Raw genomic sequence first — 15,175 nt, 5'->3', positions numbered from 1 at the left:
GGAGTGAAGATGATTATTAACATTCGCCGTTCAAGGCATGGGGAAGGGGAAAAACTGATTGCGATCTGGCGTCGCTCAGTCGATGCCACGCACGATTTTCTGTCAGACGCTTATCGGGCCGAACTGGAAGAACTGGTGAGCGATTTTCTGCCAGAAGCGCCACTATGGGTTGCCGTGACCGATCAGGACGAGCCGGTAGGATTTATGCTGCTTACCGGTGAACATATGGATGCGCTGTTTATCGATCCGGACGTGCGTGGTCAGGGTATCGGTAAGAGGTTGGTTGAACATGCGTTAACCCTGGCGCCAGGGTTGACAACCAATGTTAACGAGCAGAATACACAAGCTGTTGGATTTTATAAGAAAATAGGATTTAAGGTGACGGGACGTTCGGAGATGGACGATCTTGGGAAACCGTATCCATTGTTGAATCTGGCATATGGCTAATGGAATCGCAGGCCGGATAAGGCGGAGCCGCCATCCGGCAGTGCATACCCGGCCACAGACGCAAAAAAGCCCATCCGTCAGGATGGGCTTCTTCACTATTCGATGCCTGGCAGTTTATGGCGGGCGTCCTGCCCGCCACCCTCCGGGCCGTTGCTGCGCAACGTTCAAATCCGCTCCCGGCGGATTTGTCCTCCTCAGGAGAGCGCTCACCGACAGACTACAGATAAAACGAAGGGCCCTGTCTTGCGACAGGGCCCTTCGTTTTATTTGATGCCTGGCAGTTCCCTACTCTCGCATGGGGAGACCCCACACTACCATCGGCGCTACGGCGTTTCACTTCTGAGTTCGGCATGGGGTCAGGTGGGACCACCGCGCTACGGCCGCCAGGCAAATTCTTTTGTGCTCTGTACGCAATTCTTTATCGCATCAGCGGTGTTGGCTGCATTCGTAAAGTCAGGCACATACTTCTGTATGCTCCTTCCTTTCCTTCGCTTGCCGCCTTGCTGCTGCGCAAATTATTGCGTACTCAACTCTGAATCAGTGCTGAAAATCGTCTCTCAACCGCCAAAACATCTTCGGCGTTGTAAGGTTAAGCCTCACGGTTCATTAGTACCGGTTAGCTCAACGCATCGCTGCGCTTACACACCCGGCCTATCAACGTCATCGTCTTTAACGTTCCTTCAGGAGACTCAAGGTCTCAGGGAAGACTCATCTCGGGGCAAGTTTCGTGCTTAGATGCTTTCAGCACTTATCTTTTCCGCATTTAGCTACCGGGCAGTGCCATTGGCATGACAACCCGAACACCAGTGATGCGTCCACTCCGGTCCTCTCGTACTAGGAGCAGCCCCCCTCAGTCTTCCAGCGCCCACGGCAGATAGGGACCGAACTGTCTCACGACGTTCTAAACCCAGCTCGCGTACCACTTTAAATGGCGAACAGCCATACCCTTGGGACCTACTTCAGCCCCAGGATGTGATGAGCCGACATCGAGGTGCCAAACACCGCCGTCGATATGAACTCTTGGGCGGTATCAGCCTGTTATCCCCGGAGTACCTTTTATCCGTTGAGCGATGGCCCTTCCATTCAGAACCACCGGATCACTATGACCTGCTTTCGCACCTGCTCGCGCCGTCACGCTCGCAGTCAAGCTGGCTTATGCCATTGCACTAACCTCCTGATGTCCGACCAGGATTAGCCAACCTTCGTGCTCCTCCGTTACTCTTTAGGAGGAGACCGCCCCAGTCAAACTACCCACCAGACACTGTCCGCAACCCGGATTACGGGTCCACGTTAGAACATCAAACATTAAAGGGTGGTATTTCAAGGTCGGCTCCACGCAGACTGGCGTCCACGCTTCAAAGCCTCCCACCTATCCTACACATCAAGGCTCAATGTTCAGTGTCAAGCTATAGTAAAGGTTCACGGGGTCTTTCCGTCTTGCCGCGGGTACACTGCATCTTCACAGCGAGTTCAATTTCACTGAGTCTCGGGTGGAGACAGCCTGGCCATCATTACGCCATTCGTGCAGGTCGGAACTTACCCGACAAGGAATTTCGCTACCTTAGGACCGTTATAGTTACGGCCGCCGTTTACCGGGGCTTCGATCAGGAGCTTCGCTTGCGCTGACCCCATCAATTAACCTTCCGGCACCGGGCAGGCGTCACACCGTATACGTCCACTTTCGTGTTTGCACAGTGCTGTGTTTTTAATAAACAGTTGCAGCCAGCTGGTATCTTCGACTGACTTCAGCTCCATGAGTAAATCACTTCACCTACGTGTCAGCGTGCCTTCTCCCGAAGTTACGGCACCATTTTGCCTAGTTCCTTCACCCGAGTTCTCTCAAGCGCCTTGGTATTCTCTACCTGACCACCTGTGTCGGTTTGGGGTACGATTTGATGTTACCTGATGCTTAGAGGCTTTTCCTGGAAGCAGGGCATTTGTTGCTTCAGCACCGTGGTGCCTCGTCATCACGCCTCAGTGTTAAAGTGAACCGGATTTACCTGGAACACACACCTACACGCTTAAACCGGGACAACCGTCGCCCGGCCAACATAGCCTTCTCCGTCCCCCCTTCGCAGTAACACCAAGTACGGGAATATTAACCCGTTTCCCATCGACTACGCCTTTCGGCCTCGCCTTAGGGGTCGACTCACCCTGCCCCGATTAACGTTGGACAGGAACCCTTGGTCTTCCGGCGAGCGGGCTTTTCACCCGCTTTATCGTTACTTATGTCAGCATTCGCACTTCTGATACCTCCAGCACCCCTCACAGGACACCTTCAACGGCTTACAGAACGCTCCCCTACCCAACAACACACAGTGTCGCTGCCGCAGCTTCGGTGCATGGTTTAGCCCCGTTACATCTTCCGCGCAGGCCGACTCGACCAGTGAGCTATTACGCTTTCTTTAAATGATGGCTGCTTCTAAGCCAACATCCTGGCTGTCTGGGCCTTCCCACATCGTTTCCCACTTAACCATGACTTTGGGACCTTAGCTGGCGGTCTGGGTTGTTTCCCTCTTCACGACGGACGTTAGCACCCGCCGTGTGTCTCCCGTGATAACATTCTCCGGTATTCGCAGTTTGCATCGGGTTGGTAAGCCGGGATGGCCCCCTAGCCGAAACAGTGCTCTACCCCCGGAGATGAGTTCACGAGGCGCTACCTAAATAGCTTTCGGGGAGAACCAGCTATCTCCCGGTTTGATTGGCCTTTCACCCCCAGCCACAGGTCATCCGCTAATTTTTCAACATTAGTCGGTTCGGTCCTCCAGTTAGTGTTACCCAACCTTCAACCTGCCCATGGCTAGATCACCGGGTTTCGGGTCTATACCCTGCAACTTAACGCCCAATTAAGACTCGGTTTCCCTTCGGCTCCCCTATGCGGTTAACCTTGCTACAGAATATAAGTCGCTGACCCATTATACAAAAGGTACGCAGTCACCCCCCATAAAGAGAGGCTCCCACTGCTTGTACGTACACGGTTTCAGGTTCTGTTTCACTCCCCTCGCCGGGGTTCTTTTCGCCTTTCCCTCACGGTACTGGTTCACTATCGGTCAGTCAGGAGTATTTAGCCTTGGAGGATGGTCCCCCCATATTCAGACAGGATACCACGTGTCCCGCCCTACTCATCGAGCTCACAGCATGTGCGCTTTTGTGTACGGGGCTCTCACCCTGTATCGCGCGCCTTTCCAGACGCTTCCACTAACACACATGCTGATTCAGGCTCTGGGCTCCTCCCCGTTCGCTCGCCGCTACTGGGGGAATCTCGGTTGATTTCTTTTCCTCGGGGTACTTAGATGTTTCAGTTCCCCCGGTTCGCCTCATTAACCTATGGATTCAGTTAATGATAGTGTGACGAGTCACACTGGGTTTCCCCATTCGGACATCGCCGGTTATAACGGTTCATATCACCTTACCGGCGCTTTTCGCAGATTAGCACGTCCTTCATCGCCTCTGACTGCCAGGGCATCCACCGTGTACGCTTGGTCGCTTAACCTCACAACCCGAAGATGTCTTGTTCTGTCCGGTTTGTTGCGCGTTGTGAATACTGCGTTGTTCCGTACTCGCGATGCTCATGGACATCAAGTCCACTGCGCTCGCTGCGTGCGGTACGCCTTGTCTTCACTTCGCTCACTTCACCTTTTACAGGTCATCTTCATGATTGCGAAAATTTGAGAGACTCATGAACAATCGGAATTGTTCTTGTTTCAATTTTCAGCTTGATCCAGATTTTTAAAGAGCAAATATCTCAAACATGACTCGTAAGTCAGTTTTGAGATACTGATGGCAACGCCTTTCACACATTACCGCGCAAGTGGCGTCCCCTAGGGGATTCGAACCCCTGTTACCGCCGTGAAAGGGCGGTGTCCTGGGCCTCTAGACGAAGGGGACACTGAAGTCTCAATCGCAAGACGCCTTGCTTTTCACTTTTCATCAGACAATCTGTGTGAGCACTGCAAAGTACGCTTCTTTCAGGTAAGGAGGTGATCCAACCGCAGGTTCCCCTACGGTTACCTTGTTACGACTTCACCCCAGTCATGAATCACAAAGTGGTAAGCGCCCTCCCGAAGGTTAAGCTACCTACTTCTTTTGCAACCCACTCCCATGGTGTGACGGGCGGTGTGTACAAGGCCCGGGAACGTATTCACCGTGGCATTCTGATCCACGATTACTAGCGATTCCGACTTCATGGAGTCGAGTTGCAGACTCCAATCCGGACTACGACGCACTTTATGAGGTCCGCTTGCTCTCGCGAGGTCGCTTCTCTTTGTATGCGCCATTGTAGCACGTGTGTAGCCCTGGTCGTAAGGGCCATGATGACTTGACGTCATCCCCACCTTCCTCCAGTTTATCACTGGCAGTCTCCTTTGAGTTCCCGACCTAATCGCTGGCAACAAAGGATAAGGGTTGCGCTCGTTGCGGGACTTAACCCAACATTTCACAACACGAGCTGACGACAGCCATGCAGCACCTGTCTCACAGTTCCCGAAGGCACATTCGCATCTCTGCAAACTTCTGTGGATGTCAAGACCAGGTAAGGTTCTTCGCGTTGCATCGAATTAAACCACATGCTCCACCGCTTGTGCGGGCCCCCGTCAATTCATTTGAGTTTTAACCTTGCGGCCGTACTCCCCAGGCGGTCTACTTAACGCGTTAGCTCCGGAAGCCACGCCTCAAGGGCACAGCCTCCAAGTAGACATCGTTTACGGCGTGGACTACCAGGGTATCTAATCCTGTTTGCTCCCCACGCTTTCGCACCTGAGCGTCAGTCTTTGTCCAGGGGGCCGCCTTCGCCACCGGTATTCCTCCAGATCTCTACGCATTTCACCGCTACACCTGGAATTCTACCCCCCTCTACAAGACTCAAGCCTGCCAGTTTCGAATGCAGTTCCCAGGTTGAGCCCGGGGATTTCACATCCGACTTGACAGACCGCCTGCGTGCGCTTTACGCCCAGTAATTCCGATTAACGCTTGCACCCTCCGTATTACCGCGGCTGCTGGCACGGAGTTAGCCGGTGCTTCTTCTGCGGGTAACGTCAATTGCTGCGGTTATTAACCACAACACCTTCCTCCCCGCTGAAAGTACTTTACAACCCGAAGGCCTTCTTCATACACGCGGCATGGCTGCATCAGGCTTGCGCCCATTGTGCAATATTCCCCACTGCTGCCTCCCGTAGGAGTCTGGACCGTGTCTCAGTTCCAGTGTGGCTGGTCATCCTCTCAGACCAGCTAGGGATCGTCGCCTTGGTGAGCCGTTACCTCACCAACAAGCTAATCCCATCTGGGCACATCTGATGGCAAGAGGCCCGAAGGTCCCCCTCTTTGGTCTTGCGACGTTATGCGGTATTAGCCACCGTTTCCAGTAGTTATCCCCCTCCATCAGGCAGTTTCCCAGACATTACTCACCCGTCCGCCACTCGTCAGCAAAGCAGCAAGCTGCTTCCTGTTACCGTTCGACTTGCATGTGTTAGGCCTGCCGCCAGCGTTCAATCTGAGCCATGATCAAACTCTTCAATTTAAGTTTGATGCTCGTGAATTAAACTTCGTAATGAATTACGTGTTCACTCAGAGACTTGGTATTCATTTTTCGTCCGTGGACGTTAAGAATCCGTATCTTCGAGTGCCCACACAGATTGTCTGATAAATTGTTAAAGAGCAGGTGCGACGCGGCTTTCAGCTCACCGTCGCGAGGTGGCGTATATTACGCTTTCCTCTTTCAGAGTCAACCCTGAATGTCAGGATTTTTCTCTTCAACCGACCGGCTGTTTGTGTGAAGTGATTCACATCCGCCGTGTCGATGGAGGCGCATTATAGGGATCACATTTTTTTGCACAAGCGTTTTTTGGATCTTTTTTTCTGTTTGTTGATTTTTCATCCCTTTCGCTCCATTCCTGCGCAAACTGGCGATTTTTTGATGCTATCTCCTCTTGCACAACGCCGTTAAAGCAACCAAAGTCTTCATGACTATTCAGTTATGATGAGGTAGACATGTCTGACACATTACGTCCTTATAAGGATCTTTTTCCTGAAATCGGTCAGCGCGTGATGATCGATACCAGCAGCGTAGTTATTGGCGATGTCCGTCTGGCGGATGATGTCGGGATCTGGCCGCTTGTGGTGATTCGCGGCGATGTGAATTACGTTGCGATAGGAGCTCGTACAAACATTCAGGATGGCAGCGTCCTTCACGTAACCCACAAGTCTGCATCCAACCCACAAGGCAACCCCTTAATCGTTGGCGAAGATGTTACCGTTGGCCATAAAGTTATGCTGCACGGCTGTACCCTCGGTAATCGCGTGCTGGTAGGTATGGGCTCCATTGTGCTGGATGGCGCGATAATAGAAGATGACGTAATGATTGGCGCGGGAAGCCTGGTGCCGCAGCACAAACGGCTGGAAAGCGGATATTTATATCTTGGCAGTCCGGTAAAACAGATCCGCCCCCTGAGCGATGCTGAGAGATCGGGCCTGCAATACTCCGCCAATAACTATGTAAAATGGAAAGACGAATATCTCTCTCAGGATAACCAAATCCAACCGTGATCGTCTTCCTGCTGGGCCAGGATTAATGCTTCAGCCTCTTCTTCCAGGTCCCAGCGATACTCACGAAAAATTGCCAGCCACTGCTCCGGCGTTTCTCCACCAAAACGATACGCCAGCACATCTTCTTTTATTGCACACATGAGTTGCATCCCATTGACCAGGGCGGGAAAGATGATAGCGCTGGCGGCAGTATCCCATTCTTCGCGGTCAGGGAATTGTATTGCCTGGTTCACGCTGATAATTCCTGCTGTAGCAACTTAATCACTGGCTCGACCTCCGGTAATACACCGTGCCAAAGTAAAATAGCATGTGCTGCCTGCCCCACCAGCATTCCCAGCCCATCTGCATATTGTTTTGCTCCCTGTTGTACACACCAGGAAAGAAATGGCGTATTCCCTTTTTGATAGAACATGTCATAGCAACAGAGGGAAGGGTGAATAAGTGACGCCGGAATCGCCGGGATTTCGCCCTGTATGCCGCTGGAAGTTGCATTAATAATCAGGTCAAACTCACAGCCATCCAGCTTATCCATATCCGTGGCATGAACGCTGCCGGTATGAGCAAAGATTTGCGCCAACGCTTCGGCACGTGAAGCTGTACGGTTAGTGATAGTGACCGCGCAATCCAGAGAAAGCAGAGGTAACAGCACGCCCCGAGATGCACCACCCGCGCCAATCAGCAAAATACGCAACCCTGGCCGGATAAAATTTAAGCGTTCGAGATCGCTTAATAAACCGATACCGTCGGTATTGTCGCCAAGCAAACGACCATCCTCCAGCCGTTTTAATGTATTGACCGCTCCCGCCAGCGATGCTCGTTCCGTTAACTCATCCGATCGCGCAAACGCCTCCTCTTTAAAAGGTACCGTGACGTTCGCGCCTTTCCCGCCCGCAGCAAAAAAAGCATTAAGCGTATTAATGAAATCATTAATGGGAGCCAGCACGCGACCATAGGGGTGAACAATATTTAGCTGCTGAGCAAATTGCTGATGAATAAATGGCGATTTGCTGTGCGCAATCGGATTTCCAAAAACAGCATAGGTTTCTATCATATTACCCTTGTCGAAACAGTTCGCCCGTCAGGGCATCGCGAATTTCCGAAGGATTTAAACGTCCGCCCGTTGCGCCTTCAACCATTGGAAAATCATCGCCAAATTGCGCACGCACCTCTTCAACAGTACGGCATGGCGGTAATCCGCTCAGATTGGCGCTGGTGGAAACCAGCGGTTTGCCATATGCATCGCATAGCGCTACCACCAGCGGGTGGTCGGTAACACGAACGGCCAGGGAATCAAAACGTCCCGTGAGCCACCGCGGCGTTGTCGCGGGCGCAGGAAAAACAAACGTTACCGGCCCGGGCCAGCAATCAAATACCGCTTTACGCTGTGCGGCGGTAAGTATGCTGTCATCAATATAAGGTTTTAACTGCTCAAAGTTGGCGGCAATCAAAATGAGCCCCTTATCGACGGGCCGTTGTTTTAACTCCAGCAGGCGCGTAACGGCTGTTTCACTATCGGGATCGCAGCCGACGCCGAAAACGGCTTCTGTTGGATAAGCGATGACATTTTCTTTATTCAGGAGATCTACCGCCGCGGCGATAGACCCTGTTGGCAGGTTATTATTCACTTGTTTGTTCCACCGGAACCGGCTTTCCACATTGTTTACTGGCGCAAAAGCGCTTCACGCCCTGCGCGGTTTTCTTTTCGATGAGTAGCGGATAATGGCACTCGGGGCACTCCCCCGCAACCGGTGTGAAGTTAATAGCAAACTGGCACTCCGGATAACGATCGCAGGAATGAAAGGTTTTGCCATAACGAGAGCGACGCTGAACCAGATGGCCTTTTTGACATTGCGGACAAACGATCGCAGTTTCATCAGGTTTATCAATGAGCTCGGTATGATCACAGGCCGGATACTCACTACATCCGATAAACATACCAAAACGTCCCTGCCGCAACACCAACGAAGCACCGCAATCGGGGCAAAACTTACCCTCCAGAACTTTGACAATATGCCCGTCAGCAGACGACTTCAGCGGACGAATATACTCACATTCCGGATAGCGAGAACAGCCGAGAAACGGACCATGTTTCCCGGAACGAATTACCAGTTCAGCCCCGCACTGCGGGCAGGGCTCATTTTTACGCACAGAAAACAGTGCTGATTTAGCCATATTCACCCATGCAGCATTAACACCTATTAATGCAGCATACCTTCATTTACCTCAAAGAGTAATTCTTCCATTTGCTGATAGGCATTTTCACAGCCCGGAATATTGAATAACACCATCAAAATAACCCATTTCAGGTCTTCCAGGTCGAACTCTGCGGTATCCAGCGCCAGCACACGCTCAATCACCATTTCTCGTGTTTCGAGGTTTAGCACCTGAATCTGCTCAAGGAATAACAGGAATCCCCGGCAACTGGCATCAAGCCTTTCACACTCTTCAACCGTATAAATACGCATTGAAAGAGGGTCGGAAGCAAGTTGCATGGGTTCCGCGAGGCCATCCTGATAGTCAGCGAGTTTTTCCAGCCACAGCAGCGCATTGTAGATGTCTTCGCGATCAAACCCAGCGTCGGTGAGATCACGCTCCAGTCTGTCCTGATCCACGCGCAGCTCGGCTTCGTTATGGATGTATGTTTCAAACAAATACATTAGTACGTCGAACATGGCTTGCCCTCCTTAATCGGACATAGCCGCCGGGTACAGCTGCGATCCATCCTGCTAACTCCAGTTCGAGTAGCTGAGCCACTACCGCTGGCACAGGTTGGCCGGCACGTTCAGCGACGACGTCAACAGGTGTTACCTCATCTCCTACGTTAGCCAGGAGCTCAGGAAATGGCAATGCCACCTCATCCTGATTTAGTGAATAAAGTGAATTTTCCGCCGTAGTTGGCAACCAGTGTAAGCCGTATTGCAAATTTTCCAGAATATCCTCCGGCGTCGTCACAAGCATAGCCCCCTGTTTAATTAACCAGTGCGTGCCTTCGCTTCCCGGGCTACCGATGGGGCCAGGCAATGCAAAAACGTCCCGTCCTTGTTCAAGCGCGCAGCGTGCCGTCACCAACGAACCGCTGCGCAACGCCGCCTCAACCACCAGTACGCCTTTACTCAGCCCGCTGATGATGCGGTTTCTGCGAGGAAAATTTTGCGGTAGCGGAGGCGTTGAAAGCGGAAATTCCGAGACCACTGCGCCGCCAGCGGCAACCAGGCTTTCGGCCAGCATGGCATGTCGGCGCGGATAAATCTTTGCTAAGCCATTCCCTAACACCGCTACACTTTTTCCGCCAATACTCACCGCGGCGTTGTGTGCAACGCCATCAATTCCCCGGGCAAGGCCGCTGGTGATCGTCAAACCGCTTTTCGCAAGGCTTTCGCAGAGCAGACGTCCCCAGCGTTCTCCATACCAGGAGTGGTCCCGGCTCCCTACGACGGCAAGTTGGCAGGTATGAAGGCAGGCGGGAGCGCCGTCAATAAAAATAGCGCCGGGATAATCGTCAATAGCACGCAGTTGGGGAGGATAAACCTCACTATCCGCACACAGAAAATGGTGCTGCGGTAGTTCAAGCCAGCGTAACGTCTCCTCAAGCACACCGGCTGGAAGCTGTAAAAAACGTTCAGCTTGCCGTGCGCTAAGACCAGCCTCCTGCAGGCGCGCGCTATTTATCTGAGGCTGGCGAATAAGCGAATTCGCCATGTTCAACATCGCCTCGCCATAGAGGTCGCCGACGTACATTAAACGTAACCAAATTTCGGTACGGGTCATCCTTTCCCTCCCCTGCCACAAGCAGTCTGAGCAATCTTTGCGATTGGTCACTGATGCTGTCAATCAGGTGGGGATTTGTCTAGAATAGAGGTAATAATCTTTTCAACTCCTGAACACAACTCTGGATAATTATGTCAGTTTTGCAAGTGTTACATATTCCGGACGAGCGCCTTCGCAAAGTCGCAAAGCCGGTTGAAGAAGTGAATGCAGAAATTCAGCGTATCGTCGATGATATGTTCGAGACGATGTACGCGGAAGAAGGTATTGGTCTGGCAGCAACGCAGGTCGATATCCACCAGCGGATCATCGTGATTGACGTTTCGGAAAACCGCGATGAGCGCCTGGTACTCATTAATCCGGAATTGCTGGAGAAAAGCGGCGAAACGGGTATCGAAGAAGGCTGCCTGTCGATTCCGGAGCAGCGCGCTTTAGTGCCGCGCGCCGAGAAAGTGAGAATCCGCGCGCTGGATCGCGACGGCAACCCGTTTGATCTTGAAGCGGATGGTTTGTTGGCGATCTGCATTCAGCATGAGATGGATCACCTGGTCGGTAAACTGTTTATCGATTATTTGTCGCCGCTGAAGCAACAACGTATTCGTCAGAAAGTAGAAAAACTCGACCGCCTGAACGCCCGGGCTTAAAGGACAAGAACCAACGTGTCAGATTCACTACGTATTATTTTTGCGGGTACACCTGACTTTGCAGCGCGTCATCTCGACGCGCTGTTAACTTCTGGACATAACGTTGTCGGCGTATTTACCCAACCCGATCGTCCAGCAGGTCGCGGCAAAAAGTTGATGCCCAGCCCGGTAAAAGTGCTGGCGGAAGAAAAAGACCTGCCCGTTTTCCAGCCCGTGTCGCTTCGTCCTCAGGAAAACCAACATCTGGTTGCTGACTTACATGCCGACGTCATGGTTGTCGTAGCATATGGTCTGATTCTCCCAAAGGCAGTGCTGGATATGCCCCGTCTCGGATGTATCAACGTTCACGGTTCGCTGCTTCCACGCTGGCGCGGCGCGGCGCCTATTCAGCGCTCACTCTGGGCAGGCGATGCGGAAACCGGCGTCACAATTATGCAGATGGATGTAGGGCTGGATACCGGCGACATGCTGTATAAACTTGCGTGCCCGATTACCGCAGAAGATACCAGTGGCTCACTGTATAATAAGTTGGCTAAACTTGGCCCGCAGGGATTAATTACCACACTAAAACAACTGGCGGACGGCACAGCGACGCCTGAAGCGCAGAATGAAGCGCTGGTCACTCATGCGGAAAAGCTCAGTAAAGAAGAAGCGCGTATTGACTGGTCTCTCTCCGCAGCACAACTGGAGCGTTGCATTCGCGCCTTTAATCCGTGGCCAATGAGCTGGCTGGAAATCGACGGCCAGCCGGTAAAAGTCTGGCAGGCCTCCGTCATTGAGGACGCCACGCAGCCACTGCCAGGAACCATTCTGGCAGCGACGAAACAGGGCATCCAGGTTGCCACAGGCAAGGGGATATTAAATTTGCTTTCGCTTCAGCCTGCCGGCAAAAAAGCGATGAGCGCCCAGGATCTGTTAAATTCACGCCGGGAATGGTTTATTCCTGGTAACCGCCTTGCCTGACGGTCACGTCTTTATAAGCCCGGTGTTACCGGGCATTTTTATTTTATACATATGAAAAAACAAAACAATTTACGTAGTCTGGCGGCACAGGCCGTTGAACAGGTCGTCGAGCAGGGACAATCATTAAGTAATGTGCTCCCGCCGCTGCAACAAAAAGTCGCCGATAAAGACAAAGCGCTACTTCAGGAGCTGTGCTTTGGCGTCCTGCGCACCCTTTCGCAGTTGGAATGGCTGATTAATAAGCTGATGTCTCGTCCAATGACCGGCAAGCAGCGTACTGTGCATTACTTAATTATGGTCGGCTTTTATCAGTTGCTGTACACCCGCGTTCCTCCCCATGCGGCGCTGGCTGAAACCGTTGAAGGCGCGGTTGCTATTAAACGTCCTCAGCTTAAGGGGCTGATTAATGGCGTCCTGCGCCAGTTCCAGCGCCAACAGGAGCCATTACTGGCTGAATTTGCCAGCAATGAATCGCGCTTTTTACATCCTGCATGGTTACTGAAGCGCCTGAAAAATGCGTATCCGACCCAGTGGGAATACATTGCCGAGGCCAATAATCAGCGCCCGCCGATGTGGTTACGCGTAAACCGTACACACCATTCCCGTGACGCCTGGCTGGCGTTGTTAGAAGAAGCTGGTATGAAAGGTTTCACCCACCCGGCTTATCCCGATGCTATACGTCTGGAAACCCCCACGCCGGTTCATGCTCTTCCTGGATTCGATGAAGGCTGGGTAACGGTTCAGGACGCCTCCGCTCAGGGCTGCGTCGCTTTCCTCCAGCCACAAAACGGTGAGCACATTTTAGACTTGTGCGCGGCTCCCGGCGGGAAAACCACCCATATTCTTGAAGCCGCTCCCGAAGCCGAGGTGATGGCTGTCGATATTGATGAGCAGCGTCTTTCCCGCGTCTATGACAACCTGAAGCGTCTGGGAATGAAAGCAACGGTTAAGCAGGGTGATGGACGCTATCCGTCACAGTGGTGCGGCGAGAAGCAGTTCGATCGTATTCTGCTGGATGCGCCCTGTTCCGCAACCGGCGTCATTCGCCGTCATCCAGATATCAAATGGCTGCGTCGCGATCGTGATATCGCGGAACTGGCGCAATTACAGGCGGAAATTCTTGATGCCGTCTGGCCGCACCTGAAGCCCGGTGGGACGCTGGTTTACGCCACCTGCTCCGTACTGCCGGAAGAAAACAGCAATCAGATCAAAACCTTTTTGCAACGCACTCCCGATGCCGCGCTCAACGAAACGGGAACGCCAGACCAGCCGGGACAACAAAATCTACCGGGCGCCGAAGAAGGTGACGGGTTCTTTTACGCTAAGCTAATCAAAAAGTGATGAGATAACGGGCCACGACTGATGAAAATTATCATACTGGGCGCAGGGCAAGTTGGCGGAACACTGGCGGAAAACCTGGTCGGCGAAAACAACGACATCACGGTGGTTGATACCAACGGCGAACGGTTACGCAGTTTGCAAGATAAGTTCGATCTACGCGTGGTTCAGGGGCATGGATCGCATCCCCGCGTACTGCGCGAAGCGGGCGCTGACGATGCGGATATGCTGGTCGCTGTCACCAGTTCAGATGAAACCAATATGGTTGCCTGTCAGGTAGCCTATTCACTCTTCAACACCCCAAACCGTATCGCCCGCATTCGCTCCCCGGACTATGTTCGCGATGCGGATAAACTCTTTCACTCTGAAGCGGTTCCGATTGATCATCTGATCGCGCCGGAGCAGTTGGTTATCGATAATATTTATCGCCTGATCGAGTATCCAGGCGCATTACAGGTTGTAAACTTTGCCGAAGGGAAAGTCAGTCTGGCAGTAGTAAAAGCCTACTATGGCGGTCCACTAATAGGTAACGCGCTCTCGACGATGCGAGAACATATGCCGCATATCGATACCCGCGTTGCCGCAATTTTCCGCCATGACAGACCAATCCGCCCTCAGGGCTCGACTATCGTGGAAGCAGGGGATGAAGTCTTCTTTATTGCGGCTTCACAGCATATCCGTGCAGTAATGAGCGAATTACAGCGTCTGGAAAAACCCTACAAACGCATCATGCTGGTTGGCGGCGGCAATATCGGCGCCGGGCTGGCAAGACGTCTGGAAAAAGACTATAGCGTTAAATTGATCGAACGCGATCAACAGCGCGCCGCAGAACTGGCTGAGAAGCTGCAAAACACGATCGTCTTTTTTGGCGACGCTTCCGATCAGGAATTGCTGGCGGAAGAGCATATTGATCAGGTCGATCTCTTCATCGCGGTCACTAACGATGACGAAGCCAATATCATGTCCGCGATGTTGGCTAAGCGTATGGGTGCCAAAAAAGTCATGGTGCTAATTCAGCGTCGAGCTTATGTCGACCTTGTGCAGGGTAGCGTTATAGATATTGCGATTTCTCCGCAGCAGGCCACCATCTCTGCATTACTGAGCCATGTGCGTAAAGCGGATATCGTCGGCGTTTCCTCATTACGCCGCGGCGTCGCGGAAGCCATCGAGGCCGTGGCGCATGGTGATGAAAGCACATCTCGCGTGGTGGGCCGCGTCATTGACGAAATTAAATTACCGCCGGGAACAATTATCGGCGCGGTCGTTCGCGGCAATGATGTCATGATTGCCAATGACAACCTCCGTATTGAGCAAGGCGATCACGTCATTATGTTTCTGACCGATAAAAAGTTTATTACCGACGTCGAGCGTCTGTTCCAGCCAAGCCCTTTCTTCCTCTAATTTAAGGGGCGCTCATTCAGCGCCCTTTTTAATTCCCTTTATTTATCAAGGTTTAATTTATTTCGCTAAACAGAAGC

The 15,175-nt window shown here is 52.4% G+C and carries 13 protein-coding genes, 1 tRNA gene and 3 rRNA genes; 6 read left to right on the top strand and 11 right to left on the bottom strand.

Features of this window, described 5'->3' with window-relative positions; genetic code table 11:
• Nucleotides 1-9 precede the first annotated feature (9 nt).
• Complete coding sequence (locus ACE15A_RS02115) at nt 10-447, top strand: acetyltransferase (RefSeq protein ID WP_064055772.1); 438 nt, start codon at nt 10-12, stop codon at nt 445-447.
• Between the two features lie 272 nt (nt 448-719).
• On the opposite strand, the gene rrf is transcribed toward ACE15A_RS02115, so the two are convergent.
• The 5 genes from rrf to ACE15A_RS02090 form a co-directional block, all read right to left on the bottom strand.
• Nucleotides 720-835, bottom strand: a 5S ribosomal RNA gene (gene rrf, locus ACE15A_RS02110).
• Nucleotides 836-1,032: 197 nt separating this feature from the next.
• Nucleotides 1,033-3,940, bottom strand: a 23S ribosomal RNA gene (locus ACE15A_RS02105).
• A gap of 319 nt (nt 3,941-4,259) precedes the next feature.
• Nucleotides 4,260-4,335: transfer RNA gene (locus tag ACE15A_RS02100), tRNA-Glu, on the bottom strand.
• A gap of 85 nt (nt 4,336-4,420) precedes the next feature.
• Nucleotides 4,421-5,962, bottom strand: a 16S ribosomal RNA gene (locus ACE15A_RS02095).
• The 16S, 23S and 5S rRNA genes sit together here with 1 tRNA gene alongside, the layout of an rRNA operon.
• A 204-nt stretch (nt 5,963-6,166) precedes the next feature.
• Nucleotides 6,167-6,319: a hypothetical protein gene (locus tag ACE15A_RS02090; protein ID WP_164984560.1), complete on the bottom strand. Its 153-nt coding sequence runs from the start codon at nt 6,317-6,319 to the stop codon at nt 6,167-6,169.
• 113 nt (nt 6,320-6,432) lie between these two features.
• On the opposite strand from ACE15A_RS02090, the gene ACE15A_RS02085 reads away from it, so the two are divergent.
• Entirely contained in the window at nt 6,433-6,987 is a 555-nt protein-coding gene (locus ACE15A_RS02085) for a gamma carbonic anhydrase family protein (protein ID WP_023246875.1), read from the top strand.
• Here the strand turns inward: ACE15A_RS02085 and ACE15A_RS02080 are convergent.
• Genes ACE15A_RS02080 through dprA form a run of 6 tightly spaced genes read right to left on the bottom strand, consistent with a single transcriptional unit; the run spans nt 6,963 to nt 10,755 of the window.
• Entirely contained in the window at nt 6,963-7,220 is a 258-nt protein-coding gene (locus ACE15A_RS02080) for a DUF1488 domain-containing protein (protein WP_023246876.1), read from the bottom strand. The two genes, ACE15A_RS02085 and ACE15A_RS02080, sit on opposite strands and share 25 nt — an antisense overlap.
• Nucleotides 7,217-8,035 carry a shikimate dehydrogenase gene (gene aroE / locus ACE15A_RS02075; protein ID WP_024149567.1) on the bottom strand — a complete coding sequence of 273 codons (819 nt, stop codon included), beginning with the start codon at nt 8,033-8,035 and terminating at the stop codon, nt 7,217-7,219. The genes ACE15A_RS02080 and aroE overlap by 4 nt, the downstream gene beginning before the upstream one ends.
• Nucleotides 8,036-8,039: 4 nt before the next feature.
• Nucleotides 8,040-8,612, bottom strand: coding sequence for an L-threonylcarbamoyladenylate synthase type 1 TsaC (tsaC, locus tag ACE15A_RS02070; protein WP_053510244.1), 573 nt, complete (start codon nt 8,610-8,612; stop codon nt 8,040-8,042).
• Nucleotides 8,605-9,159, bottom strand: coding sequence for a type I DNA topoisomerase (locus ACE15A_RS02065; protein ID WP_053510242.1), 555 nt, complete (start codon nt 9,157-9,159; stop codon nt 8,605-8,607). The genes tsaC and ACE15A_RS02065 overlap by 8 nt, the downstream gene beginning before the upstream one ends.
• A 26-nt stretch (nt 9,160-9,185) precedes the next feature.
• Nucleotides 9,186-9,659 carry a DUF494 family protein Smg gene (gene smg / locus ACE15A_RS02060; protein WP_000460663.1) on the bottom strand — a complete coding sequence of 158 codons (474 nt, stop codon included), beginning with the start codon at nt 9,657-9,659 and terminating at the stop codon, nt 9,186-9,188.
• The gene (gene dprA, locus ACE15A_RS02055) at nt 9,631-10,755 is read right to left on the bottom strand and encodes a DNA-protecting protein DprA (protein WP_053510241.1); all 1,125 of its coding nucleotides are present in this window, start codon (nt 10,753-10,755) and stop codon (nt 9,631-9,633) included. The genes smg and dprA overlap by 29 nt, the downstream gene beginning before the upstream one ends.
• Before the next feature lie 131 nt (nt 10,756-10,886).
• On the opposite strand from dprA, the gene def reads away from it, so the two are divergent.
• From def to trkA, 4 genes are read left to right on the top strand one after another with little or no spacing between them, the layout of a single operon-like run.
• Nucleotides 10,887-11,396 (top strand): peptide deformylase, encoded by a 510-nt coding sequence (gene def, locus ACE15A_RS02050; RefSeq protein WP_053510239.1) that lies wholly within the window; start codon nt 10,887-10,889, stop codon nt 11,394-11,396.
• Nucleotides 11,397-11,411: 15 nt separating this feature from the next.
• Complete coding sequence (gene fmt / locus ACE15A_RS02045) at nt 11,412-12,359, top strand: methionyl-tRNA formyltransferase (RefSeq protein WP_053510237.1); 948 nt, start codon at nt 11,412-11,414, stop codon at nt 12,357-12,359.
• A 51-nt stretch (nt 12,360-12,410) separates the two neighbouring features.
• Nucleotides 12,411-13,700 (top strand): 16S rRNA (cytosine(967)-C(5))-methyltransferase RsmB, encoded by a 1,290-nt coding sequence (rsmB, locus tag ACE15A_RS02040; RefSeq protein WP_053510235.1) that lies wholly within the window; start codon nt 12,411-12,413, stop codon nt 13,698-13,700.
• Nucleotides 13,701-13,721: 21 nt separating this feature from the next.
• Nucleotides 13,722-15,098, top strand: a complete 1,377-nt coding sequence (gene trkA, locus ACE15A_RS02035; protein WP_000691374.1) for a Trk system potassium transporter TrkA — start codon at nt 13,722-13,724, stop codon at nt 15,096-15,098.
• The last annotated feature ends 77 nt before the right edge of the window (nt 15,099-15,175 follow it).

The sequence above is a fragment of the Salmonella sp. HY31 genome, assembly GCF_042604575.1.
Classification (GTDB): domain Bacteria; phylum Pseudomonadota; class Gammaproteobacteria; order Enterobacterales; family Enterobacteriaceae; genus Salmonella; species Salmonella diarizonae.
This window is presented reverse-complemented; position numbering and strand designations above follow the sequence as displayed.

Coding starts and splice junctions, on each gene's coding strand:
- ACE15A_RS02090 (WP_164984560.1), bottom strand. CDS start 6,319: ATGAAAAATCAACAAACAGAAAAAAAGATCCAAAAAACGCTTGTGCAA.
- rsmB (WP_053510235.1), top strand. CDS start 12,411: ATGAAAAAACAAAACAATTTACGTAGTCTGGCGGCACAGGCCGTTGAA.
- dprA (WP_053510241.1), bottom strand. CDS start 10,755: ATGACCCGTACCGAAATTTGGTTACGTTTAATGTACGTCGGCGACCTC.
- ACE15A_RS02115 (WP_064055772.1), top strand. CDS start 10: ATGATTATTAACATTCGCCGTTCAAGGCATGGGGAAGGGGAAAAACTG.
- trkA (WP_000691374.1), top strand. CDS start 13,722: ATGAAAATTATCATACTGGGCGCAGGGCAAGTTGGCGGAACACTGGCG.
- ACE15A_RS02085 (WP_023246875.1), top strand. CDS start 6,433: ATGTCTGACACATTACGTCCTTATAAGGATCTTTTTCCTGAAATCGGT.
- ACE15A_RS02065 (WP_053510242.1), bottom strand. CDS start 9,159: ATGGCTAAATCAGCACTGTTTTCTGTGCGTAAAAATGAGCCCTGCCCG.
- smg (WP_000460663.1), bottom strand. CDS start 9,659: ATGTTCGACGTACTAATGTATTTGTTTGAAACATACATCCATAACGAA.
- def (WP_053510239.1), top strand. CDS start 10,887: ATGTCAGTTTTGCAAGTGTTACATATTCCGGACGAGCGCCTTCGCAAA.